Source organism: Metabacillus sp. SLBN-84, from assembly GCF_053629595.1.
This window is the reverse complement of the sequence record NZ_JBRJIP010000006.1, coordinates 99,280-124,598: the sequence shown is the minus strand read 5'-3', so window position 1 is coordinate 124,598 and position 25,319 is coordinate 99,280. Positions and strand designations below refer to the sequence as shown.

15 protein-coding genes are annotated in these 25,319 nt (G+C 51.9%); all 15 read left to right on the top strand.

All coding sequences use genetic code 11. The features are described 5' to 3' along the window. The first annotated feature begins 106 nt into the window (after positions 1-106). The 15 genes from RKD52_RS22135 to RKD52_RS22065 all read left to right on the top strand — a co-directional run bounded on the left by RKD52_RS22135 (position 107) and on the right by RKD52_RS22065 (position 25,142). On the top strand, positions 107-4,918 hold the full coding sequence (locus RKD52_RS22135) for a hypothetical protein (protein WP_454101555.1): 4,812 nt from the start codon (positions 107-109) through the stop codon (positions 4,916-4,918). Positions 4,919-5,070: 152 nt separating this feature from the next. Next, positions 5,071-5,478, top strand: a complete 408-nt coding sequence (locus tag RKD52_RS22130; RefSeq protein ID WP_454101554.1) for a hypothetical protein — start codon at positions 5,071-5,073, stop codon at positions 5,476-5,478. Between the two features lie 199 nt (positions 5,479-5,677). Next, complete coding sequence (locus RKD52_RS22125; RefSeq protein ID WP_454101553.1) at positions 5,678-7,009, top strand: hypothetical protein; 1,332 nt, start codon at positions 5,678-5,680, stop codon at positions 7,007-7,009. Positions 7,010-7,097: 88 nt separating this feature from the next. Next, positions 7,098-9,488, top strand: a complete 2,391-nt coding sequence (locus tag RKD52_RS22120) for a phage tail tip lysozyme (RefSeq protein ID WP_454101552.1) — start codon at positions 7,098-7,100, stop codon at positions 9,486-9,488. 164 nt (positions 9,489-9,652) lie between these two features. Next, a complete protein-coding gene (locus tag RKD52_RS22115; RefSeq protein WP_454101551.1) occupies positions 9,653-10,288 on the top strand; it encodes a hypothetical protein in 636 nt (211 codons plus the stop codon). A gap of 232 nt (positions 10,289-10,520) precedes the next feature. Continuing rightward, a complete protein-coding gene (locus tag RKD52_RS22110; RefSeq protein ID WP_454101550.1) occupies positions 10,521-10,976 on the top strand; it encodes a hypothetical protein in 456 nt (151 codons plus the stop codon). Between the two features lie 50 nt (positions 10,977-11,026). Next, complete coding sequence (locus RKD52_RS22105; RefSeq protein WP_454101549.1) at positions 11,027-11,383, top strand: hypothetical protein; 357 nt, start codon at positions 11,027-11,029, stop codon at positions 11,381-11,383. A 164-nt stretch (positions 11,384-11,547) separates the two neighbouring features. Next, complete coding sequence (locus RKD52_RS22100) at positions 11,548-12,012, top strand: hypothetical protein (RefSeq protein ID WP_454101548.1); 465 nt, start codon at positions 11,548-11,550, stop codon at positions 12,010-12,012. 241 nt (positions 12,013-12,253) lie between these two features. Continuing rightward, the gene (locus tag RKD52_RS22095) at positions 12,254-13,279 is read left to right on the top strand and encodes a hypothetical protein (RefSeq protein ID WP_454101547.1); all 1,026 of its coding nucleotides are present in this window, start codon (positions 12,254-12,256) and stop codon (positions 13,277-13,279) included. Between the two features lie 64 nt (positions 13,280-13,343). Continuing rightward, on the top strand, positions 13,344-15,539 hold the full coding sequence (mobL, locus tag RKD52_RS22090; protein WP_454101546.1) for a relaxase MobL: 2,196 nt from the start codon (positions 13,344-13,346) through the stop codon (positions 15,537-15,539). A 164-nt stretch (positions 15,540-15,703) separates the two neighbouring features. Then, positions 15,704-16,543 (top strand): hypothetical protein, encoded by an 840-nt coding sequence (locus RKD52_RS22085; RefSeq protein WP_454101545.1) that lies wholly within the window; start codon positions 15,704-15,706, stop codon positions 16,541-16,543. A gap of 45 nt (positions 16,544-16,588) precedes the next feature. Further along, positions 16,589-16,813, top strand: a complete 225-nt coding sequence (locus RKD52_RS22080) for a hypothetical protein (RefSeq protein WP_454101544.1) — start codon at positions 16,589-16,591, stop codon at positions 16,811-16,813. Continuing rightward, complete coding sequence (locus tag RKD52_RS22075; RefSeq protein ID WP_454101543.1) at positions 16,810-18,723, top strand: AAA family ATPase; 1,914 nt, start codon at positions 16,810-16,812, stop codon at positions 18,721-18,723. The genes RKD52_RS22080 and RKD52_RS22075 overlap by 4 nt, the downstream gene beginning before the upstream one ends. Positions 18,724-18,976: 253 nt before the next feature. After that, positions 18,977-21,241, top strand: coding sequence for a hypothetical protein (locus tag RKD52_RS22070; protein ID WP_454101542.1), 2,265 nt, complete (start codon positions 18,977-18,979; stop codon positions 21,239-21,241). A 205-nt stretch (positions 21,242-21,446) separates the two neighbouring features. After that, positions 21,447-25,142, top strand: a complete 3,696-nt coding sequence (locus RKD52_RS22065) for a type IV secretory system conjugative DNA transfer family protein (RefSeq protein ID WP_454101541.1) — start codon at positions 21,447-21,449, stop codon at positions 25,140-25,142. Positions 25,143-25,319: the final 177 nt, after the last annotated feature.

Sequence of the window (25,319 nt, the reverse complement as noted above, 5' to 3'; positions counted from 1 at the left end):
GAGAGTGGGGAGTTTGCAATTTCGGAAATTGATTCCTCGCGCCACTTTGGTGCTGATTGCGGCGATCATCATCGTCCTTACGGCACTATTGCCCATCGGTCATCGCGTGCTTGCGGAAGAAAAGGGCGGCGTGACCGAGCTGTCCCTGTACCAAAGGGCGAGTGAGCTTACCCGCGAGTTCGCCACGGCTCTCGCGCCGGGCTCCAATGTTGAAAAGATGCACATGCTTGAAAAGAACAGCGACAGCGGACTATTGGTGGCAGGAAATGCGGGAGGGCTTCTCGGTTATGCGGAAATCCTCTCGGATGACACTGGGATTGTCGGCTGGCTGATGAACTCCTATACATCGGCATCCGCGACAATCACCTACGACCAGCTGATGCACGTCGTGGACAACGGGGGTGCAAACAACGTGTACGCGGCGGGCTTAAACAACCCGTTCTTCCAGTATGCGGGATACGGCGAAGTCCTGACCGAAATGGGTCTTGTTTCGACCGTACGCCCAGGCCTTGGGGAAATGATGCGGGTCTTGAGCTCCGGCCTCATGCTGCTGGTGTATCTGCTTGCGAATGCCGCACCGTTTTTGTTCCGCGGCGCGCTTATGATTCTCACAACATTGAATCCGTTTAAGCTCTTTGAAACGGCGATGAACGGCACGGCTAGTGCGAATCTCGGCATCTTGTCGGGGGTTGCGGAGTATGTGGGCTCCATGTACGAAGCGGTTCAGGAATTCTCCATTCTGTTTTTATTCCCGATGCTTCTTGCTGTGACGGCCTTTTCCGTATTGGTCTTCCGTAAAGGGTCGGCCATGAAAAAGTTTGCCAGGTACGGTGTTCGGGTGTTCATGCTCTTTGCAGGACTTCCGCTGATCGGGGCGACGTACACCGGATTGATTGAAGACTTGGATTCGAAAGTGTCCGTCGGGTCTGAATATGCGGATTACCTGGTTCTGTCCTCTTATGTGGATTTTGAGAATTGGGTCAAATATTCCCGTCTGGCTCCTCCTGCAGACAGCGATATTCGAAACCCGCGCTATGAAGAAGATGAAAAAAGATCCTTGAGTGACCGTTCGCTGATTCTTGAGGTCAATGGCACCCGGGCGAATAACGACCGCGCGGAAGCCTTAAAGGCGCGCTACGCGTCCACATCCGAGATCGATAGGATTTTCGATGAGGGTGGCACCCGGAAAGACGTCGATACAGAAGAAATGACGGCTGGTGAAAAATCCTCTTTCTCCAGTGTGTACAGCATCCTCTCCCGCCACATGACGAGTGCGAAATACACAAGCTCTGATTATGACGGGGAAGTTTCCGGTCAGATCCAGCGGATTCGCTCGGCGAACCGGAGCGCTGAAAATGATGAAAACATCGTCAAGATGTTTACGCTCTCTGCAAGTGAAAACAGAACGTGGAGTGAGCAGCTGAATCCATTTGACGGAGACGAAGATTGGATGAAGCCGATTCACTGGAACGGGGAAGACAACAACGTAGACAGCAGCGCGAAAGGGCTTTTCACCGAAGGTCCTGCCAAAAACGCTCTCTTTCAGTTCGGGGCATACGGAATGAACATCTATAATTCCGGAGACCTTCGATACAATGCCGGAGAGGGGTATGTGGCACCGTCCATGCCTGCCGTTGTGGAAAGTAAAACCGCACCAATCGGTGCAGACCGTGCAGCAACAGTCGGCGGATTGTCCCCGATTGCCATGTACAATTTCTTGAACACAACGTTCTCCAACACGGGGCTGACAGTATTCTCCCCGAAGAAAACATCCAGTGATTTGTCCCGTGACGCGTATGCGGCGGTCACGTTTGGCGGTTCGGGTATTTCTTCTGTGACACGCTGGTTTGAGAACATCACGGTGATGCTGAGCCTTGCGGTTCTGTCCATCGCTTACGGGGTTATGATGGTCAGCGTAGCGATCAAGAGTATTCCACGGATTTTGTCCGGTGTGTTCGGAACGGCGCTCGGATCGATCGCCTTTACGACAAAATTGCTGATTTCAACAGCTGTACTCATCATTCAGATTATCGGGATGATCTTCCTATACAGCCTGAGTGAGAACATCATCATGACGATGCTTTTGAACTTCAATGAAGTGGTGGATACAGGCGGAGAGTATTTCGGAGCCGGTGTCATCATGGAATTCCTGGGCAGTTTCATGGTTATTGTCATCACAGCAGCCCTGACACTCTTCATGATTAAGAATGTGAAAGTCTTTAAAGAAATGATGGAGGAAGTCGTCACAAACAGCATCACGCGCGTCATGGGTGCACTTGATACTGGAACGGGCGGTCAAGGGCTCGATGTATCGAATATGTCCGGAGGGCGTATTGGTGGTGACGGGAAACTTACCCAAGCGGCAAAAGATGCGGACAATGCCGGACTTCTTGGCGGTGCGGCCGGTCTTCTCGGTGCGGCGCATGGTTTAGAAGCAAAGCGCGAAGCGCTTGCTGAGGAAAGAGGGATGGAAGGACGATCCCTGGGTGAAAAAATCAAGTCCCGTATGGACACGGCGAAGGATCTTGCGAAAGCAAAAGGAAAAGACGTGGCGAAAGGTGCTCTTGGTATTGATGGGAAATCGTACGACCGTGAAATGGAAGCGAAAGAAGCGGCCGTTCAGGCGATGCGTTATGGCGATGCGACGGCTCTCGGAAAAGTTTCGACCGACGGTTTCACAGAAAACGATGACATTCCAGCAAACACAACCGAAACCGGTCAGAAGGTTGACGAAAACGGCAACGTCATTAAAGATGCCGATGGTCATGCACTTGATGCCGACGGCAACGCCATCAGCCCGATGGTCCCACTGGCGATGGCCGGTGCGAAACCGGTGGTTGGTGCAGATGGGGTACTCACAGATAAAGACGGTAACGCGTACACCGATGAAAACGGCCAGGCGTTCTACCAGAACAGCAAAGGTCAACTTGTGAATGAAAACGGCGACTTTGTGGCTTTGGACAAAGACGGAACCCTCCAGCCTGTCGCATCGATTCCGGGACACAATGGCAAGCCGGTATCCGCCGCGAAAGCCGCAAAAGCGCTTGATGAGTTGCGTTTTGATTCCGGTCAGTATGAAGCGATGAAAAACGAACAGGATGCCACGCATTATGGTCTGGACAAAGACGGTCAAGTCGTCGGCGCAGACGGTCAAGCCCTCCAGATGAACGGGGCGAACGGACTGGTTCCGGTCGGACTGGACAATCAAGGGTTTGTGACTGGAGCTGATGGTTCACGGGTATCAGCAAACGATGTAGTTGGACCGGTAGATGAGCGCGGATTCGAGAAAGTCGAGGATCCGGCGATCGGTGAAACCCATTTGAGACACATGGGTGACAGCGCCATGAAAAATGCTGTACTCCCAGTACCGCTTCCGGGGAAAGGGAAGTCGGGTAGCCAAAACTTGACGGCACTTGCCAAGCAGGCAAACCGGACGAACGATCTGGCGAAACGGGCGGACGCTCGGGTCGAGGAGCTGAAAGCAAGCGGGGCTTCTCCATATGCAATCATGCAGGCCGAGCGCTATGCAAATAAAATGAACAAGAATGCGAATGTCGCGCAGCAGGCATTCACGCAAGCAATGGCGGCGAACCCGAACGGAAAGCCGGCAACAGGGGTACCGCGTCAGCCGGTGACATCCGATCACGTGAAAAGTGCTGCACGCCACGCAAATGCCGAGAAAGAAGTGCTCGGCGAGAGTATGGCGAAACTCGAACAGATGAAAACAGATGGCTTACCTCCTGCTATGATCGCCAGACAGGAGCGAAAAGTAGCCGCCCAAGCGGCGTCTGCACAGCAAGCGGCGACGATGGAACAGGACCTTCGTACAGCGAATGCGGCTGGTCGTTCCCAAAATGAAGTATCCACGGCCCGTTCCCGTGTGGAAAGCGCCGAGCAGGTCTATCAGAACGCCCAGGCGGCGCACGCAGCAGCTATCGCGTCGGGGCAACCGAAAAATGTCGTCCAAAAACGTGAGCAGCGGATGAATCAGGCGGCGCGAATTCTATCGGATGCCCAAACGAACATGTCTCGGGTTTCACAGAAGCCAAGTGGGACAGCCGAAGAGATCGACCGGGCGACGGCACAGCATGAGCAGGCGCAAGTTCGCCACGAAGAAGCGGCAAACCGTGTTCAGACCCTGACGCACTCAACTGCACCGGTTCCCAAGCAGGAGATGCGTCAAGCAAGACAGGAACAGGTGAAAGCGAAACAGCAGCTGGATCAGGCAAGCCGGGTCAAACAGCGCGTGCTAAACCCTGCCGGATGGCGTGACGGGAAACAAGCGGCACCGAAGGTGCAGGCGGTTCCAAAACAGTCGGCAACTAAGAGCTATGCGGAACTCGCTTCTGCGGGCATCAGCAATTACGATGATTACCGCGATCAGATCACAAGGCGTGCAACAGACCTCAAAGCGAACCAGTCGAAGCTGAGACAGGCCGAGCAGCGACTTGCCACACTCAAGGCAAGCAAGCGGCCACCACAGATTATCGCAAGCGCGGAGAGTCAGGTGACAGCGCTTGAGAGCACCGTGAAAACGTCTCAAGACGCCGTGAAGAAACTGAAAGATAACGCCCAGGGTTTGCTGAAAAACGGAAACTTCCAGCCGGTCGTTGCAAGCAGACCGCTTCGAACGAACGGGACGGCGATCATCAATCAGATGGTTCACATGGGCCACACCCAAGCGATGTACGACAAACTCGCGTACCAAGAGAAGGCCGGTACGATTACCGAGGCTGGACGCACTCAGATGAAAACGCTCAGCGGTCGTCTGACTCACATGAAGCGTGACCTTGTCCGTTCCGGAATCCGCGAGGATGCACTAAGTGACAGAGCGGGCATCATTCAGAGCACGAAACAGATGCAACAATCATGGGATTCCTTTGTTGACGGCTCAACCGTAGAAAACAGCGAGGAATAACCCGAGAATCCTTTAGGCGGGACGGCACGATTTGACTCCGACTGTTAAACAAACTTGCATTTTGTTTACCATAAAATGGATAAATTGTGTTGTCCTTCCAAAAAAGGTGTGATATAATCATTTTAGATTCAAATTGTTGAGCACCCAGTGTTTTGTTTAACATTTGGCGCTTCTACTCACAAGTAAAGGGGGAAAAATTCATGTTTGGTATCGGAAACATCGAGCTAGTAGCAGGTGCCGCCAGCGGTTGGGACTTGCGTAACTTTTTGACGAACTCGTTCACGACGCTTGGCGAATGGTTCTCACTTGCGGTCATGATCCTCGGGATTTGCGCAGTAGCGTACGCCATTTGGCAAATCGTCTCCGGGTTGATGTCACAAGGGAAAAAGCAGACGAACTGGGCTGTTGCAATCGTATTGCTTCTAGTTGGAGGCGCACTGTCTATGTCCACCGGATTTGCGTTTGTACAAAGCATCGCAGAAGGCGGGAAAACGACAATCGAGGACTTGGGTGGCCAAACCATCACATTGTTCCATTTCACGAACATATTCTTGCCGTAAGCGAGAAGGACAAGGGAAAAAGGAGGCGCCGAGGCGCCCCCTTTTTTTGTGGACAAATGTGTGGGGCGACCGGTTTATTCCCGTGACAATTTCCTATTTATTCCATTTATCCTGTGATATAATGAATAATAGTTAGTTTAAAACGTTGACAGTACAGCGTTTTAATAAATATTTTGATAGAAAGAGAGGGTGATAGGTTATGGCGAGACATGACATGAAGGGACTTAAAAATCATAAAGCCGCAGAATCCGGAAAAGAAGGCGGCGCGCAGGAAAAACGATCTCTGGCCGGGAGGCTCGGATCACTTCGAGACCGGCTGAAACTCGGCCCGCATCATAAGATGGAGCGGTTTTCAATTATGCTTGGATCGACGCTGTCCGTTTTGCTCCTGTTTTCGGTTCTGTCCTTTGTTGTGAATCGGGCGGACATCGCAAAGAGCGTGTCGGCGCAGGCCATCTACACCGAGAATTTTGCTTTCTCGCTGTCGGATCAGAAGATGTACGTTGAAGGGGTTTACGGAAACAAGGAAAAAACCGACGTGATGATTTTGCTTCGTATGCAGAGTCCTGAGACCATGAGCTCCGATGCGAACAATTATGAACTCTTTATCACAGGAGAAACGAAAAGTCTTTCCTATAAGCCACGTGTTTCGTTCTCCCTGTTCGGCTCGACGGGGTATGCGATCATTCGTTTCCAGCACAGCGAGACGATCCCGCAAGAAGTGGCTGACATTACAATCCGTGCGAACGCCGCACTTTCTGAGCAGGCTGAACCGGCTCCGGATAAAGAGTCGGCCGATGGTTCCTTCGGGAAGTACGACCAGGGGAAATTGTTTGTCAATCCTGGTGCAAGCGACGTGAAGACGCTCGAAGGGCTTGATGATGGCGAGACCGAGCCGACAAAGCTCTACACGGCACTGGTTGCTGAAACGCGTGACAAAGAAATCCGCGAGGCGATCAAGACGCAGACGAGCGAGCTTGGCAAACTGCTCAATCGTGAGAAGGAGTACACGAACCGCTTGGTGGCAGCAGGTTATGAGCCACCGAAAACACCGTGGTTTGTGGAGGGTGACTATGTGGATGACAAGGGAGTGTTTGTTGCCGCACAGAACCTGGCCGGTGCGCACATCTTCGATTATTCGACCAAAACAATTCGTGATGGTTACATCGACCAGGTGATGGACGACCTTTCCACGTTTGATGCGTACATGAAGAAACAGAGCGAGCAGGAGACCATCCGCCAAAAAGACCCGTCGAAAATCGAACAGGTGGAACGGGTGGAGCTGCTCAAGGGAACAGACGGTGCGGTGTTGGATTTGAAAAACGTAGCGACGGGCACAAGCCCTTCTGCTCAGGTTGCCGCGAAAGGATCGGTCGAATCTCTGCAGTCCACATGGCGAACCTATCTCACCGTGAAAAACAAGCTGCAGCGTGATCTGATGCGCGATCTTTTAATTCTTGACGCCGATGTGCAGTCCCAAAAGTCTTCGTACTCGGTTCTCACCGACGAAAAATCAGTTCAATTCTATTAATCTAGTCACCCCCGGAGACCTTCTGCCACATACGGGAGGTCTTTCGGGTTTTACTGTTTTCAACAAAGATGCGAAGGGGGCGTAAGGGATGAGTGAGGAGCAGTACAGTGGGCGCAGGCGCTCCACAAGAGGGCAGCTGTCGGATACACAGGGAGAGCCGGGCGGCAAGTCACCGGTTCCAAAAGACCGTTCAAAGTCCAGGCTTGCCGACGGGGTGAGAAGTCGTTCCGGTTCACCGGATCCGTCAGCGCCGTCAGACGGAAATGCCGATCCAAAATCGGGCAAAAAGCAACCCGAAACACCTGGATCTAAGGCCAGCAAAGATGCGAAAGATGGTAGTGGTCCGAAAGAGAATAAAGAGCAAGGCGGAAAAAAAGGTTCCGACGACGGTGCGAGGCGACAAGGTTCTAATGGTTCATCAAAACCTCAGACAGCAAATACCGGAGCGAAACCGAGCAGAAAACAACCGGGTGCTGCTGGTGCCGAGGCTGGCAAGGAACCGAAAGCCCCTAATGATCCAAATGAGAGTAAAGATCAAACCGGGAAGAAGGGGGATCGCGATTCCGGGATTGATGCATCCGATAAAAAGGTCGGCGGTGTGCCGGATTCTCCCGCAAAGGGTCCTGGAAAACGAAAGAACATGGGTGCCGATGCAACAGGCGTCGATTACAGTGATAAGAAAATGAAAGACCGACTTGAGCACCAGGCTGCAGACACTGCGATGGATGCGACGCCTGGACTTGCTCAGTTCAACAGCGCGAGAAAAGCCCTAAAGCAGTTCAATAAGGCGAAAAAAGATGCGGGCGGCAAGGGTGACGGGCTCACCGACCAAGTCGAAGAGAAGATGGATGACGGGGTCGATAAGGGTATCAAGGGTGTGAAGATCGCAGCTGGAATAAATCTTGGCGGCAGCGCGGTCGGTCTCGGGATGGCCGGTATGCTCCTCATGAAGGGTCTTATGGCGATTAAGGCGCTCGCGCTTGGGATTTTGGGCAAGATGGCCGGGTTTTTAGGCTCGATCTTCAGTGCGATCAGCTCGTTTTTCTCCGGCTCTCTCGGTCTTACAACGGCAATCGGGAATATCATGGCGGTGGGCATCATGTCTACATTTGTGGGTGTCGGAGGTCTGGTTGTAGTAGGTCTTGGTCAGGAAATCACGAAAAAAGATGATTCGACGTTTTGTACACCCGAGCAGACCAAGGTGTCAAAAGCCTCCCAAGAGTATATTTTTGACGGGGAGATAGAGGCGGTGCGTAGGGAGAACGCTGTGAAGCTCTGGTCGGTCTACTCAGAGCTTGGCGGCTCAAAAGAGCAGACAGCGGCCGTCCTTGGCAACCTGCAGGCGGAAAGCTCACTTGACCCGACAGCGGTTGAGACCATTTATGACGAACCGTTTGCCATTGGTGCTGGCAAACAGTCGGCCATTGCGGCTGATTTCAAGGTTGAATTGATTGATGCCTCCTATGCGGCACGTTTTCCGGCCATCAACTATGTCGGAATCGGCCTTGCCCAGTGGACGAACGGTCGAAATCGTTTGCTTATCGAATTTGCCAATGAGCAGGGTGTGAACTGGTTTGATTTCGACACTCAGGTGCGATTCATGCTTGCTGGGGACGATGCGGTGAGACAGCGACAGCTGACTGACTTTTTGGGTGCAGAGCCTGGGAACGTCCAGCGTGAGACGGAACGGTTTATGAACACATGGATCGGGCTTTCTTCTCCAAACCATTCCTTGTTGAATCGTCAGACGAATGCCACGGATTATATGTTTATCCTAGAGAGGGCGACCGCTGATCGAAATTACGCGAACAGCATTTTAAGTGGGCTGAACGTCGATCGATCGGGTGGCAACAGTGCGGCTGGTGCGTATCATCAGGACGATGGATGCGGGAATCCAATTAAATCCCATTACGGCAATCAGGCAGCAGACGGGACTGGTGAAGTCCCATCAGACTTGACGCTCGTTCCGTGGTCGAGGGAAACATTGCCTGAGTCCCTTAAAGAGTTCTATAAGAATCCGGAGGACGCGGGTCTTGCGTGGGGGAACGCCTCCGGCTGGACGAACGGAATCATCCCCGACCAGTGCGCAGCGCTCTCACACAGCTACTTTATCCGTCTGTATCCGGGATGGGACCAGGAAGGGCGGGCCGGTACGCGTCCGTTCGGGGACGGGAAGGATGTGGCATCCAAGTGGGCCGATCATTATGGGGAGAGCATTGGTGCCGTCCCTTCATCCGGAGCGGTGTTCAGTGATTCCACAACCAGTGAGTTCGGCCATACGGGGATCGTCCAGCACGTATTCGCAAACGGTGACATCCTGATTGTCGAGCAGAACATTCGTGGCGTTTCCGGTGCGGGTGCCGGGCTGAATTATTCTTGGAGCTGGCGCGTCATCAAGAAAGACAGGTATGAGCAGGAAGGCTGGGATTTCTTTAAGCCGACCGGTGCGCAACCGCAGTGGGCGACCACTCAAATCTAACAAAAAATCTTGCCAAAACGCTGAGCGTACAGTATAATGGACGTATCAGGAGGGAAGGTGTCGCTTCTGGCGATGCCTTCTTTTTTTACGGAGCTTATTGGTAAATTTATCTATTTATGGAATAGAAATGGATGACAATAATCATGAACAGGAGGCGGTATAACATGCTGTACAAATCGATTCACCTGATAAGAACGTACTGGATTGTGGTCCTCATTGGCACGATCCTCACCGGGATGCTTTGGTTCATATCCAACCAGGGCGACGCTATCACAAAGCTCGAATCGGACGTCAAGGTGACAGAGGGACTGCTCGTAGAGGCTGAAAAGACCTTGGCGGGACTCAATCGGGAATTCGACGCGAAGGCTCACCAGAAAGAAATCAATGCCCGGACCGTATCCGCGCGAAAAATCGGGAAGGACATGATTGCTGTGGATGACGCCCTGACCGCGTTTTACAAAACCAACGCGCCGCTCCCGGAGGATAAAAATCAGCGGGATGCCTTGTATAAAAACTTGGAAGCCGTGAAGAAAAAAAACACAGAGCTGACCGGAGCGGGCGAAGCGGACCACATTAAGACCTGGAAGCTGAATCCCGAGTGGAAGCTCAAACTCGAATCGATCATCACCTATCAGGACACAGATCGCGTCCCGATCGTTTTCTCGATGACGACGAAGGTCGGGAAGTCCGCCGGTCTGGTGTATGCAGTCTATGATGTCACAAATCACAGACTTCAAAATGTGACCCGCCATTACACGACGGTTGGGCTGCAGGACGAAGTTGACGTGGGGGGAATCTGATACATGAGTCACATCAAAAACAACCGAACCCTTCTCCTCCTTGTGCTCGGAGGGATTGCTGCCCTCCTGCTAACAGGTATCTCGCTCTGGAACCAGAGCGGGGAGAAAAAGGCGCTTGAGGAGACCCATGCGGCACTCTTGAGTAAGCTCGGCTCCGTCGAAAACGAGGCGCGCAAACGACAGGTGGAGCTCGATCAGAAAAAGTCGGTTTCGGTCAAAAAGGCGACAGGACTTGACCCGGCGCTCATCGCACTGGACACGGAAGCAGCAAAAACGTACTTCGCACCCGCGTTCAGCTGGAAATCCGCGAGCGGATTACGACAAGGCCCGGAGCGATTACATCGAATCTCTCGGCAAAGATAACTCATTCACGTCGGTCTATCTGCCGGCGGACACAAAGATTGATACAAATGACGGCCCGCTTTCCTATATTGATTTCAAGGAGTTAAAAACAACGCTTGGCAGCGTCCATGTGGTGCCGATGACATCAGAGGGCGACCGAATCCGGTACGTGGCATTCGTTCAGTATTACATGCACCGGAAGAATGAGGACATGGTGAACCCAAAAGCCCTTGAATCCAGTGAAGCCATCATCGAGTTTACGGCAGCGGGGGATCCAAAAGAGGGCGAGCGCATCGTGACAGAAGTGAACGCAAGCCCAGGTTTCCAGTCAAACCCTGAGAAATGACCCGCGTCAGGCGGTTTCGAGTCACCTACTAAAAAGGAGTTGGATGCAAGATGAAGATGCTGACCAAAAAATCAACCGTACAAACACAACCTGAAAGCAAGGTTGCACCTGTCCAGAAAAAGACGTTTGCCACAAAGGCCTTCGGCGCCTTCCTTCTGGCCATGAGCACCTCGGTGTTCGTCCAGGGAATCCCGCTCATGTTCGTCTTTATCGGCGCGTATCTTGGCGTACCGGCGGACGCAGCGGCCGGGGACATGGATACGATGGTGTGGCTTCTGACGAGTGTCACCATGATGATCCTAGCGGTTTATGGGTTTATCAAATGGATGAAATTCCTGTGGCGCCGGTTCATCACGAACCCCGCACCGCTGTTTCTGTTCAAAAAGAAAGAGACTCGCACCCCATAAGGGTGCGTTTTTTGTTTAAACAGGTAGAAGTGAAAACTGCACGTTTGTTTAACAAGAGATGGTCATTGTTGCATCAAACCGCTTGCCGCTCAGTCTGATTGGGGTATAATGGAAGTAGATCAAAATTAACAAAATATGGAATTTTAAAGGAGCTGGATGCGAAAATGGCTACATTCAAAAAAGGTCAGAGTTTCAAAGGTCAACGTGTACACGTCAGTGGGGTATTCGATCAAAAAGGTCCGGGGATGACCGGAAAGAACGTGGCGTTCTCTATCTCAAACGATACGCGTGAGCCGGATGACGTTTTCACAAACCCGATGCTTGTGTATGATAAATACAAGGACAAGGCTGGTAAGGAAAAAGACACCTATACGGCGAGCTACTCCGCTAAGCAATGGGAAGCCATTGAAAAAGCGGCAAACAAAGATGGTGATGCGATGGTGCTGGAGGCGGACTTGTTCCCAAACAGCCGCGGAAAGGGATTGGTCGTCAATACGAGTTCCCTTAAAACGCCGGAGGTTCCGTTTAGCGCTGAAAAGCACCGTGAAAACACGGTTGCAAGCCGTGAAGCGAAGAAAGCGGCTCGCGAGGGGCAAAACCAGGAGAAAGAAGTCGCTCTTGAAGTCTAACGCAATTGTTTCTCAAAAAAGATGCTGAATATCAGCATCTTTTTTATTTTTATGTGAAGATGTACCGTCCATCAAAGTTGCTTCAAAATGCTGCGCATTCAATAGTTTCGACTAAATTTTGTTGTGATCTTTTACCGAAGCGTGCTATAATAAAGGAAGTATTTTCCATTTTTACACAAAAGGGTTTTGAGCCAAAGACCCTCCGTAAAAATGATCGAAAACAAGAAGGGATGAGCGCATTATGAAGACCTACCCGTACAACCGGGCGAGTACAGAGGGGCGAAGATTGTTCCGCCTGCTGGACGCTCAATACAGCAAAGGAAAGCTCGATGCGGCGACAGCGCCGAAGACCTTTGAATCCTATGACGTACCAGCCGTGACCCAGTGTCGTGTAAACAAGATCGGATTTCTGTTTCCCAGCAATCTAGCCGGTGTGAAGCGTCCGCAGATCCGGATTGAATCGGATGTTGAGCTTGCGTGGGGCGATTTCGCCGAGGGGATCACATCCCTTGATTTCGCACATGACAACCAGGAATTGCCGCTGTCCTACGTGCAGCCGTTGGAGGACGATACGCTCAAGATGCTGATCGATGCCGGTCTTTACCGCGAGGATCGTTTCGAAGACCTCATGAACAAACTCATGGCGGACGAGGTGTTTGACGCCGAAGCGGACATGCGCGTGACGCATCTGGATGTTTCACAGGAGAATGAGTCAGGCGATGCCAAGAGTATCCCTATTCTTTTGGTCGACCCGGTGTCGGTCGTTCACGAAGACCGTGACCCGTCTGAACAGACCACGATTGCAAACCTGGTCAAGCGGTCGGCCCGCCTTGCGATTGAACTGCAAAAAGAAGGGCTGAAAACGGACCAGCTGGTGCACAAGGCAGAGCCTGAGCAGGATCGGGAAATCTTCCTGGTGGAGCAATTCCGCGATGTGGTGGCTGAAAAAGAGGAAGAGACAGCAAAAGCAGCGGTCACATTCACCGCGTCAAGTGAACTTTTGGATCAGGAAATTGACGTCACAGATAAATTAAAGGGCAGCCTGTCCTTTGATTATACGAACGAGGACGACCGGATCCGTGATTTGAAGGACCGGGAGCGCCACGACCCGTCACCGGAGCTGGAACTGGACTCCGAACCGGTATTCCCGTCCAAACCGAAGCCTGGGAAGACCAAAGAAGCGGCGAATACGCTTGATTCGAACCTCTTTGATAAAGGGCTCGATCACTATCACATTGAAGATGAGGACGATGGGCCAGAGCTGTAAGGCTTTGAAAACGCGATGAGGGGTCTTACCCTTGTCGCGTTTTTTACGAAAGGGGTGAGAATGTATGGGATTGAAGCAGGACATCGTGGTGAGAAGCGAATACACGAACAACGCCCGGAGCGCCCCTGGCAAAGGTTCACGGGGATCGAGCCCGGGACAGTATGTGATGCGCTATATGGCAAGGGAGGATGCGACAGAGGTGCTCGCCCCCGTGAAACAGGCGGCGGGTTCTTATGACGGCGCGGAATTCATGCGCTACATGGCGCGGAGTGATGCGACGGAGCAACTGAAAACAAGGCGGGATGCCGACCTGCAGGATGCAGATGCGTTCGGTTCTCCGCTCGTTTTAAAACACAAGTTCAAAAGGATGGATAAACAGTCGGGGCGGGCATTCGGGACGCATGGGATCAGTCTTTCCCATGAAAAACTGATCGAAGCGTCTGAGGCAATTCAGACGGCGTTTGATGCCGGACATTCGGTGCAGAAGATCGTCGTGAGTTTCACAGAGGATTACTTGCGGGAAACCGGAGTGCTGGATGGCCGGTTCAAGCATAAAGGCAGAGGTTCCTACAAAGGGCATATCGATCAGCTCAAACTGCGCCAGGCGATTACAGACGGCGTGAACCGCATGACAAAGGCGGGTCGGTTCTCGGATCCTGAGTGGGTGGGGACGATCCAGCTTGATACAAGCCATGTCCACGCCCATATCGCCCTCGTCGACAAGGTGTTTTCGGATTCCCGCATGCGGGAGGACGGCGCCGACCGGGGGAAGATTAATGAGCGTGAAAAGAAGATGTTCCGTAAAGGAGTTCATTTCAGTCTGGAGGATATGAAGGAGTTGAAGTCATTTCATAAGCAGGCGTCTCTTGAACGGCAGAGCGTAGTGGCATTTGTGAAGGATTATGCTTACAGCACCCTCAATCAGAACACCCAGTTGCAGCTGCTCATCGCCGCGCTTCCAAAAGACCGCCGCCAGTGGCGGTTTGGAACGAACCGTACGTCCATGAAGCATCCAAATGAACTGGCGACATCCATCGTCGAGCGTGTGTTTGAGAAGGAACCGGAAGAGAGCGGCTACCTGGACGCCATGCGGGCCGTCCATGCGTACGCCGATGAGTCGGCTTTAAAGAACAAGCTCACAGCCGATGAGCGAAAGATTCTGGTGGACGAAGGGCGTTCACGCATCGTGGAACGCAGCGTGAACGGACTCTATAAATCTCTGAAAGTAATCGATCCGTCTCTGCTCACCGTGCGCACCCCAATGACCGACATCCAGTCAAGCTCGGATGAGGAGCTCGCGAACGCCCTGAATGCAAAGGCACAGGGAGAGTTTGATGCGGCGGCCTTCACGCTGCGGGTTCGCGGGTACAACAAGCGACAGGACGTTCACACCGAAAGTGCCAAGACGCATTACGAGATGGCTTCTGAGTACGATGTGGCGAAGGAACAGGGTCTCGTTGATGATACGGCGCATGTGATGCGGCTTTATTATGAGGAGGAGCAGCGCTACCATATGGGACTTGCGGATAAATACCGCCGCTTTATGTCATTCCACCATCCGAAGGACCGGGAGAGCCGGGACGCGCTGCGCCCCCTTTATGACGATCTCTCTGCACGCTTCCAAGCGATTCGAAGCGATGAAGAAGAGACCGGTTTGCTGCTCCATTCGGATCGGGAGGCATACAAGCGGGATTTGCGGGATTACACGTTTCATTGCTTTGAGCAAGGGGTGGCGTCCCTGAAAGAATGGGACGCCATTACGGAATACGATTCGGAATCAGGAACCATCAATACACGTTTTGTCCTTCCCGTTCGCCCGAAAACCCGTGAGGAAAACCTGACAGATGTCCATTTCCGTCAGGTCAAAGCATGGGACGTCCATCATTTGGGTCTTGATTATTATAACCGACCTGATGCACGGATCGATGCGGTGAACGCTATGCGGTTCGCGGATGTCTGGCAAGGTAGAAAACAGCGGGCCGATGCGGCCCGGATGTATGTAGAGGCGACCGGCCAGGTGCTCCCTGCCCTGGATCGATCGGAGTCAGACATTGCCTCTATGGAAGAAGTGGTCGACAAGGCTGTGCAAGAGGGTCTCATCCATACGGTGACAATCGAGGATCTGGCATCTGCTCATGACAGCGGGGGGCGTCAGCTTTACACGATTCCGCTCGACCGGTCGGTCGATATGGCGAGGCAGGTACGGACGACTCTCGAACATGTTGAATCGATTGAGCAGGAAGAGGAAGAACTGGAGTGAGCTGGATGATCGAGAAAGAAAACCGGTGAAAATATTCTGGAAAGAATCAAGCACAAAATGGAAATATATGGTATAATTAAATCGGAATAGCACTGAGCGGTGAGCGTTTTGAACAAAAACCTCATCGCCCACTTATCAAAGGAAAGAAAGGATGACTCTATCACATGTCCAAACAATTTGCCATGTTGACCGCGACTCGACGCCTTGAGAATCATTTGTCACGGGAAAGCTACAATCTGACCAGGATGGCGGATAACGACCGCATTCCGCATTCCCTTTTCACAAAGAAAGTGGCGCATCACAATGAGCTGGTGGACGCATTGAATGACCTGTTCGCAAGCCTGACCGACAGTCCGACATCGAAGCTGTTTTCTTCGTATTTCCATACATCAGATGAAGGATTGGTGCCAGACATCGAATCTGAGGACGCACCCCCGTCTTTGGTCGTTCAGGAAGTGTTTGAATTTATCCCGCAACCGGCTGCCGAACCCGAGGTTCCGCTATGGAAAACGGAGGGTTACGAATCTCGTGAAAGCTGGCTGGCGGACAAAGAGGCGGAATTCGTCCAGTCTCCTGATGACCTTACCCTCGGGGTGAATGATGCGATGTCGAGGTACCGCGCCGAGCAGGCGCTCACAGAATACAGCGAGACGTCCGAGCGTGACATAGCGACGTATTTGCCGGAGGAAGACACCCCAGTGAGTGTGCTCCCATTAGATGAGGAAGACGAAGAATTTGGTTCAGACAGCAATGAGGTCACAGCTGCTGATTATAATTACCTGGATCACACGGTTGACAATGTCCGTGTAGACAGTGACCCCACTCAGATCGCCGGTGTGGAGACCGCGGTGGAGCGTTATGGCGAGAATGCCAGAAAAGGAACGGATATTGACGTTTCGAGCTATCTTTATCAGCCGGGAGGGTTTGTTATCGATGACCTGATCGATGATGACATCGAGCGACTCCATGCATCGGATCCTGTGACAGCTGAAAGTGGCGTGTAGACGGCCGTTCATGGCCAAAAAAAGAGAAAAGGGGTTCTGATTGCCATGAGTGTGCCAAGTTGCAAAGATCATCCATTATATATCGAGGAAAAGTCCGCGGATATTGACATGGCGGACTTCGTATACCAGTCAAGCACATCGATAGCAGTGAGTGACCTCGGAGACATGTCGGACATTGCCGACCTGATCGACCAGGAGATTGAGCGGGTCGGGCATCTTGGAGTCACAGAAAAGGGAGAGACTACGAAAAGAAGGAGTACGAGTGAATGACGATTTCGACGATTGCACGACCGAAATTCATGATGGAGATTGAAACGTGGAAGTTCGATTCAAAAAACTATCCAGCTTTGGCTGAGTATGCGGTGCTCATGCCGCCCCCGAGCCGACCGATTATCGGCAGGGAACGGGAAATGCGCCGATTGCTCGCTTCACTCAACCGAGCAGAATTGTCAAACGCGTTCCTGCTTGGGGACGCCGGTGCGGGGAAAACCGCCCTCGTCCAGGGTACGAGTGAACGGGATCGTGGCCGGATGTATGTCGAAGTGGATCTTGCCAAAATGGCGGCGAGTGAAAACGGGGAGGATGGTTCCGTCCAGATGGCATCCCGCATCAAAGCGCTGTTCGACGATGCCCTACAGTTTAAGCAGGACATGCAGGACGCGCAGGAGCTCCGTCTCCACAATGAAACATCATCGGAAGACGGGCCGAACAATCGCCGTCAAAAGAAAGAGGCGAAAGCGCCGGAGCTTGTCTTGTTCATCGATGAGTTTCATCTTCTCGTCCAGCTCTCACAGGCGGCAGCGCAAGCAATCAAACCGATATTAGCGGAGAGCGGGCGCCGCGGGATTAAAATCATTGCTGCGACCACTTTTGCTGAGTTCCATGAATATGTGGAGCACGACCAGGCACTTATGCAGCGTCTCCAGCGAATCAATATCCGGGAGCCGGAAAAAGCGACGGTGATCTCGATTCTCCAGTCCATCGCAAAATCCCACGGGGTATTCGATGAAATTTATGATCCGCAGCTGTTCGAATTGATCTATGAGCACAGCAACCGCTATGTGCCCGCTGATTCCCAGCCGCGTAAGAGTATCCTGATGCTTGATTCGATGATCGGGTGGTACCGCACGTATCCGTCTGAGTACAAGATGGACCGCCATCTGCTCGCCGAAGTCATTCATGACAGCACCGGTGTGCAGGTGACATTTGACATCGACGGTCGCCACATTGAACGTATGCTGAATGAACGGGTGTACTCACAGACGTTCGCCATGAAGACACTGGAGGAACGTCTGCAGATTGCCGTGGCGGATCTTCATGATAAGACGCGCCCGATTTCGAGTTTCCTGTTCACAGGGCCGACTGGTACAGGTAAAACCGAGACCGTGAAAGGACTTGCGCATCTTTTGTTCGGGGATGAGCGGGCGATGGTCCGGTTCGATATGTCCGAGTTTGCGCTTGAGAGCTCGCTTGACCGCTTCCGTGAAGAACTGACGATGAAAGTGTGGAACAAATCCCACTGTGTCCTCCTATTCGATGAAGTCGAGAAGGCAAACCGAGTCGTCACACGTTTGATGCTCCAAATGCTCGATGATGGTCGACTTTCAAACGCACAGGGGCGCGAGGTTAGCTTTTTGAATACCTACATCGTTCTCACGACCAATGCCGGTTCCGAAGTGTACCAGAACATCGCCCACTATGCACAAGATGAAGACGGGGCGGATGGTCTGGCGAAGTACCAGAAAGTCATTAGGCAGTCACTGATTAGCAATGAAGCGTTTGCCCCGGAGATCATCAACCGGATGAACGCGATCATCCCGTTTCAGCCGCTTGGACATAAAACGTATGAGCGCATCATCCTAAACAAGCTGCGTCGCCTGCAGGAGGATGTGTACCGGATTCACGGCGTGCAGGTCTTGATCCAGCCGGATGTCGTCGTCTATCTCGTTTATGAAGACAATGACATTGACACGAACACCGGGGGTGCGAGGGGATTGGTCGCACGGATGGACTCAGAGGTTATCGCTCCGCTTTCCCGGTATATCAATAAATACCCCGACGCAAAACACGTTGGCATTCACGTGGTGGGTGAGATGGCGTACCGGAACAAAAACATCCGGAAATCCGATGCCCATATTGAAGTGGGAACTGTAGATGCGAAACGGGCCCGTCGTTCGTAAACCTATTACGTAATATGTAATACGTTACCATTTCAGTAGATATGAATAAAAAGAGGTCGGCGCGTATGTCGTCGCCTCTTTTTTTCTACTAAAACGAACTTGAAATGATTTTGAAAATGCTGTCCATACAGCGAATTAGTGGTTGTATCAACAAAATCTTTGTGGTAGAATGATGATAGATTGATTGGAAGAAGTTGCCAATTATGGTGGCCGATTCAATTCAGGTGCAGGATAAAGAAGGAGGTTTCCATTAATGGGATTGTTTACGAAATTTAGTGGCGGCAAGTCGGCGAAGGAAGCGCCGGTCGATGCGGCACCCGTAAAAAAAGAAAAACGGTCAAAGGAAAAAAAGTCCTTATTCGGCGGTAAGAAGAAAGAAGCCACACTGCTTGAGCGCATGCAGCTTGAAGAATCGGTTGCAGCGGCATCCCTTGAGGTTGTACAGGAGCTTGCGGAGATCGGCGGCTCCGCCGTCAGAGAGCTTGATGAAGGGCTTTTGATTGTTGCCATCACAAACGACATGCTCCAGGAAGCAGGGCTTGATCCAGCGGGAGAAGAGTTCGGATCGTTCGCCCAGGCACTGCGCTCAGAGACGATTGAGTCGATTGCCCTTAGTGATGATCTGGCTGTGGGTGTGATCGGGATTATCCCGTCACAGGAAACCCTGATTTCACTGGATGAATTCGATTTTGTTCATGATATGGCGTTCAGGTGGGCCCTCGTTCCGTTTGATTTGAGTGACGATGACCGTCTGACGGTGCTTGATTCCACCGTTCACATTGACCGGCTCATGGAGATGTCAAACGATTCTGGTATTCAGCTTGCAATCAAAAACGGGGAAGTTGTGGAAAAGGATGGTGGTCCGGCCGCCATATCGTACGTGCAGGATTCGGACGAAGAGGACGATGAGCTGGACGACCCGGGATTTGAAGAAGAGGAAGAGGAAGAGGATGACGAGCTGCTGGACGACGGCTATGACCCACAGGACGGCGTGGAGGACGATCCGTTTGAAGATGAAGGGTTTGACGATGACGCCTCGTTTTCTGACGATGATTCATTTGATGACGCGACCGACAGCGGATATGAGGATGATTTTGAGTTAGAAGATGATTCTGATATGGATGAGCTGGATGATATACAGGATTCTGGAAGCTATGCCGAAGAAGAAGAAGAACTCCTGTCTGCCGAAGAGACCAAAGAAGCGATCAACCGCTTGGCGGCTCACGGGTTTAACAACACGGAGCTGAACCTGAACATCGACATGACGAAGTTCGATGATTACTTCGATTCCGTTTCAATCGCTCAGTTCGATGCAGCCCGCACCGATGACAGCGAATTGCAAAACGTGCTCTCCAAGCTCCGTCAGGATGCGAATGTGGAACTGAGCCGTTTCCATCAGGATAACGTCCAGTCGCTCCGCAACAAATTCACGACGAGCATGCGGGACATTCATAACAAACTGGTCGAGTCACTGGATCACAAAGACGAAAAAACGACTTATGGCCGCAGGCATTATGAAATCGAGGCAGACTACGATGACGTGATGGCAGATCTGGATCGACGGGTCGCCGGGGAAGTTGCCGAGATCAATAAATCATACAATGAATCCCGTGAAGAATATGCGGAGAACGCGAAACGGGAAGCCCTCGCCGTCTATGACAGCCGTTACCGTGATGAGCGGAACCGTAAGATTGACAGTGCGAAAGATCACATTCAGTCGGATGCGAAGACAGACCGTGACAACAAGCTCGGCGAACTGTACAGCGACCGCAGAACCGTGGCACAGCGCCTGTTTGACAAAGCAATGACTGCCCTTTTACAGAAGCTGCAGGAAGAATATCAGCATATCTCTCAAAAAGAGCTGCAGATGTACGATGCGTTCCGTAAGAGCATGGACGTTTACCTTCGTAAGCATTTTGCCGATGAAGTGCTGAGAGCGAAAGCGGAAGCAGAAAAACTCAAGCAGTCTCATGAAGCAGAACGTGTGCGTACCGAGTATGAGCAAATGCTTATCACGAAAACACGCCAGTTGGATGAAGCGGATCGTCAGGCAAGGGAGAACCTTCGTCAGCTCGAAGGTACTCACAAGGAACAGATCGATCATGTCAAAGCGGATTACGAGCGCCGGATCGAGCGTGAGCAGCGCGAGAACCAAAACCTGCGCGAGATGCTCCAGGATGCCAATGCGAGCAACAGCAAGATCGGCGAGCAGAAGGATAAGGAGGTTGAGCACCTGATGAACGTATACAAAAACGAGTCAGAAGCGCTGAAAGTTCAGCTGAAATATGCGAACGAACGAGCGAATACGGCCCAAAAGCCGATGAAGTTCATCATCGGATCTGTTGCAGCGGTCATGCTTGCGATGGGTGTCATCTTCGGATTCATGTTCGGAGCGAACTCCATACAGATTGCACCGGCAGCCACAGAGCCGCAAGGCCAGGAAAACCAGTCAGTGTCCTACCAGAATGAAGCACCATCTGCGGATGAAACGGACACAGAGTACGAGGAAGCCTCCTAACCAGGAGGAGAACAACAAAAGCGGGATCCCGACTCAGGGGTTCCGTTTTTTTGCGGGTTGTTTTATATGGAAATATATTCCTTTAACACCGAAATGTGATATAATCATATTATCTTCAAATCACTGATTGTACAGCGTTTTAATCATTATTTGATGTGAATATTCCGTACAAGAATACGAGAATGGAAAGGGTGGTTCGGTGGGTTTGCGAAAGAAGGAATCGAAAAACTGGGAGATTTTAAAAAACCAAGATTATAAAGACCGGGTGAAGAACCGGGAAGTCCATACAACACAGGCGATGGAGCGCGGAGAGCGCGGGGTCGTGGACAAACCGGTCAAAGAGCGAATCTTCGCTCTGGTAATCGCCGGGGTGTTTGGCGGACTAGGATTCCTGACTGGATGCATCGGCATGGTCCTGTGGGGATTCTATCAGTTCGTGGCAACGAGCAAAGGGTCATCCTTTTTGGACTTCGACATGAGCAAGATTCAGATCACGTCCAGCTGGCAGGTTTATACCTGGACAGGATTCGTGTTCCTGATGGCATGGCTGATCGCCAACGAAAAATTGATGGCGGGCTGGCGTTCAAAAAACAGCATGATTGATTCCACAGACATCAATACGTACGAAAACGACCAGCATATCATGCTTCCGGAGGAGATGCAGCGCATGTACGACTGGTTCCCGGACACCGGTGCCCACTCAAGCGTCCAGGTCTCAAGCATGCTCTCTCACATGATGCTCGACCGAAAGGGTTTGAAGCAAGTGGATGTGACCCAGCGCCACAAAAAAGATGTAAAAGAAGAAGGCGATGCGGTCCTTTATAAAGGGGAAGTCATTCATGACGAGAACGGGAAGCCCGTCACGGCCAAGATGCCTTTAATCGATGAAAAATTCGGCCAGGATCTCTTCACAGCGAGCGGAATCCCTGTGAGTGAAAAAGACATCCGCAAGCCGATCGACGTACGAAAAATCGAATACAACCCAGTCGATGAAACAGGCAACCGCAAAGACCGTGACAAACTCCCGTATGACACCGTTGCCGAACTAATCAATAAGGACTGGGAATTCCCTGAATACGAAGTGCAGCGACCGGCAGGAGCGTATCTCGTCGACACGGCTCCCGTGAACACAATGGTCCTCGCCATCACGCGTGCTGGTAAAGGGCAGACGGTCATCGAACCAACGCTCGATATGTGGACGCGCGAAAAGCGCAAGAACAACATGGTGGTGAACGATCCGAAGGGGGAACTCCTCGTTAAATTTTTTGTTCCCGCGACGATCCGTGGGTACGAAATCGTACAGTTCAACCTGATTAACCCGCTTAACACCGACATATATAACCCGCTCGGTTTCGCGGCGGAATCGGCGCGAGAAGGGGATTTCACAAAAGCGGCATCTTACATTGAGAATATCGGGGACATCTTCTTCCCGAAAGAGGGTGCCGATGATCCCATGTGGCCAAACGCCGCGAACAACGCTTTTAAGCGGTCTGCGTTCGGTCTGATCGATTTCTACCTGGAAGAAGAAAAACGGGCGCGTAAGCGTGCGGAGATTGAAGGGAAGCCCGAGAAGGTCTTGATGCAGGAACTTGATGACATGTGGGGCAAGGTCACACTCTATAATGCCTACCAGCTGTTCGTTGTGCTATCAGCCAAAAAGTCGACAGACCCATCGGTCATCAAAATCGACGAGGACGAAAACGTGAAAGAGAAAGACTTCCTGACCCTCTTCTTCGATGCGACGGCCAAGCTGCCACAAAACGAGATGAGAAAGCTCGTTCAGAATACCGATAACGCCCTCCGTGCGATGGCGGGGTCGGATAAGACGATCGCGTCCGTTTATGGGATTGCGCTTACCGCGATGAGCTTCTTCACGGATCCGACGATTTCAACCCTGACCTCCGGAAAACCGTCCCAGAACTTCGATGCGAAAGGGCTCAGCTTCCCGAGGCGCGTTGGTGTGCGGTTCGCGTCCGAGTATCTGGAGAAATACAAGCTGGTTGGTCTCCAGTCCGTCTGGAGTGCGTATGAAGATCCGGCATTTGAGAAACCGCTTGATAAAAAGATGTTCAGCCACACCCAGATCATTGACCGTGAGGGGTGGGCCCGGTATTTCTTTGACGGAAAGTTCAAGAAGCGCAAAAGCTACATCAAGCTGCAGGTCAAGAACCCGAAGACCGGGCTGCTCGTCCGGACGTTTTATTTCGAACTGGAACTGACGTACAAAACCGACCTGTCAGGCCGCCGTTACGTGAAAGACCCGGTGCTGAACAAAAAGATTATCAAAGACGGGGCGCTCCGGGAGCTGAAGTTTAACAAGCAAAAGAACAAGTTCGAATACAGGGATACGGTCGTAAAGCGCCGATACTTTGATCTTCTTGACGGAGACCGTAAGCAGGAGATTGTTGAGATTCCGGCGTTCAGCCAGAAGACCGTGAAGTACACCGAGCGGCCGAAAGCGATCTTTTTCATCACGCCACCCCACTTGATGAGTTATGCAAAACTGATTCTGATTTTGATTAAACAGATGGTGGATGTGAACTTCGAGAGCTCATATCTCACAAAAGAGAACCAGAAGCCGCTTTACAAGACGCGCTACATGCTCGATGAAGTCGGAAACCTGCAGTCAGAAGGAAACGGGATCCCGGCCCTGCAGACGATGCTCTCGATCGGGCTTGGTCAGGATCAGCAATTTACCCTCATTCTCCAGACGCTGCAGCAGCTGCGCGATGTTTATGGGGACTCAGTAGATAAGATTATCCAGGGTAACACCGAGAACATCGTGTTCCTGAAATCCACGGACGATTCCATGATCGACACCCTTGTGAAGATGAGCGGAACGACGCATGAATCCCGTGTCGACCAAAAGACCGTCACCCGTGACAATGAACGACTGCTTGCCAAGAACGAAGGGAAAATCAGCTACACGATGGCGACGAAAGAGCGCCCTGTGATCCAGTTCAATGACTTCATGTTCATCGAACAGCGGAACTCCATCGTGATTAAGGCCGGTGTGAGCCCGATCTGGAATCGGAACGAAACAGCATATCCGATGAGTTGGAGATTATTCCAGAACCAGATCAACTTGCCAGGGAAAAAGTTCTCCCTGCAGACGATTCCAACGAACTCAAGCGCGAAAGACTTTGACGTGAGAAAGAATCAGCCGGACTTTTTCAACATGCTGGAGCAGCGTCTGGAGCAGGCAAAGATGGCGGACATCATGAAACGGGCGTATCTCGATGCGTATGAACTCACAGAGACGGATCTGATCCGGCTTGACCAAAACGTCGTGGCCGATGACATCATGCATGCCATAAACGCCCAGATGTACAACATCAAACACCGCCCGGCTGGAGAGAGTCACGGAGAAGAAATGGATGACATGCCGGACATGGATGAATTCGGCAACATCCTGGATTCAGCCATTGAAAACACGGAAGTCGCACAGGAAGCAGCGAAAGCGCAGAGCCAGCAGGATACGCATCAGACCAAGCGCTATGCGGGAGGTCAGATCAGCCGGGAGGATCTCGTATCTATCGGCGGCCAGGTGAACCGTCAGCTGGATAAAGTCTTAGCTGTTGCGTATGCCGAGTCACAGAATTATTTCGAGGACGCCCCGGGATTCCGTGTTAACGAGAACGGGGAACTCATGAGTGATACCGGCGTGATGTACGTGCGGTCAAGCAGCGGAGCGGACCGGGATGATGTCGAGTCACTGGAGAGCGCCGAGAGGGATGAAGGCTCCCGTGTATACGGCGAGGGCGATTCGGATGAGGTCTTCTATGAAGTCACGGATGAATTCATCAAGTATCTTTCAGAGCTTGAATCGTGGCGTGATCTCGCCGGAGGTCGCTTCGAGCAGGGGGCGAAGCGGGCGTACCAGTTAAAGATGCAGAGCTAACACAAAAAATCCCATAAACAAGATGCTATTTTGTTGAATTGTTCCATCCACATGCTGGTTTGTTTAACAAATCCTGACATGCAAGAGGCTTCGGCCTCTATTTTTTATGCTATAATTAGGCTATGTAATTTGTTTTTAAAACGCTGTGTACAGAGCATAATGAGAGGGGTTTTGACG

Excerpts from the sequence above, each read along its gene's own strand:
- RKD52_RS22125 (WP_454101553.1), top strand. The coding sequence starts at position 5,678 with ATGGCGAGACATGACATGAAGGGACTTAAAAATCATAAAGCCGCAGAA.
- RKD52_RS22120 (WP_454101552.1), top strand. The coding sequence starts at position 7,098 with ATGAGTGAGGAGCAGTACAGTGGGCGCAGGCGCTCCACAAGAGGGCAG.
- RKD52_RS22115 (WP_454101551.1), top strand. The coding sequence starts at position 9,653 with ATGCTGTACAAATCGATTCACCTGATAAGAACGTACTGGATTGTGGTC.
- RKD52_RS22105 (WP_454101549.1), top strand. The coding sequence starts at position 11,027 with ATGAAGATGCTGACCAAAAAATCAACCGTACAAACACAACCTGAAAGC.
- RKD52_RS22100 (WP_454101548.1), top strand. The coding sequence starts at position 11,548 with ATGGCTACATTCAAAAAAGGTCAGAGTTTCAAAGGTCAACGTGTACAC.
- RKD52_RS22095 (WP_454101547.1), top strand. The coding sequence starts at position 12,254 with ATGAAGACCTACCCGTACAACCGGGCGAGTACAGAGGGGCGAAGATTG.
- mobL (WP_454101546.1), top strand. The coding sequence starts at position 13,344 with ATGGGATTGAAGCAGGACATCGTGGTGAGAAGCGAATACACGAACAAC.
- RKD52_RS22085 (WP_454101545.1), top strand. The coding sequence starts at position 15,704 with ATGTCCAAACAATTTGCCATGTTGACCGCGACTCGACGCCTTGAGAAT.
- RKD52_RS22080 (WP_454101544.1), top strand. The coding sequence starts at position 16,589 with ATGAGTGTGCCAAGTTGCAAAGATCATCCATTATATATCGAGGAAAAG.
- RKD52_RS22075 (WP_454101543.1), top strand. The coding sequence starts at position 16,810 with ATGACGATTTCGACGATTGCACGACCGAAATTCATGATGGAGATTGAA.
- RKD52_RS22070 (WP_454101542.1), top strand. The coding sequence starts at position 18,977 with ATGGGATTGTTTACGAAATTTAGTGGCGGCAAGTCGGCGAAGGAAGCG.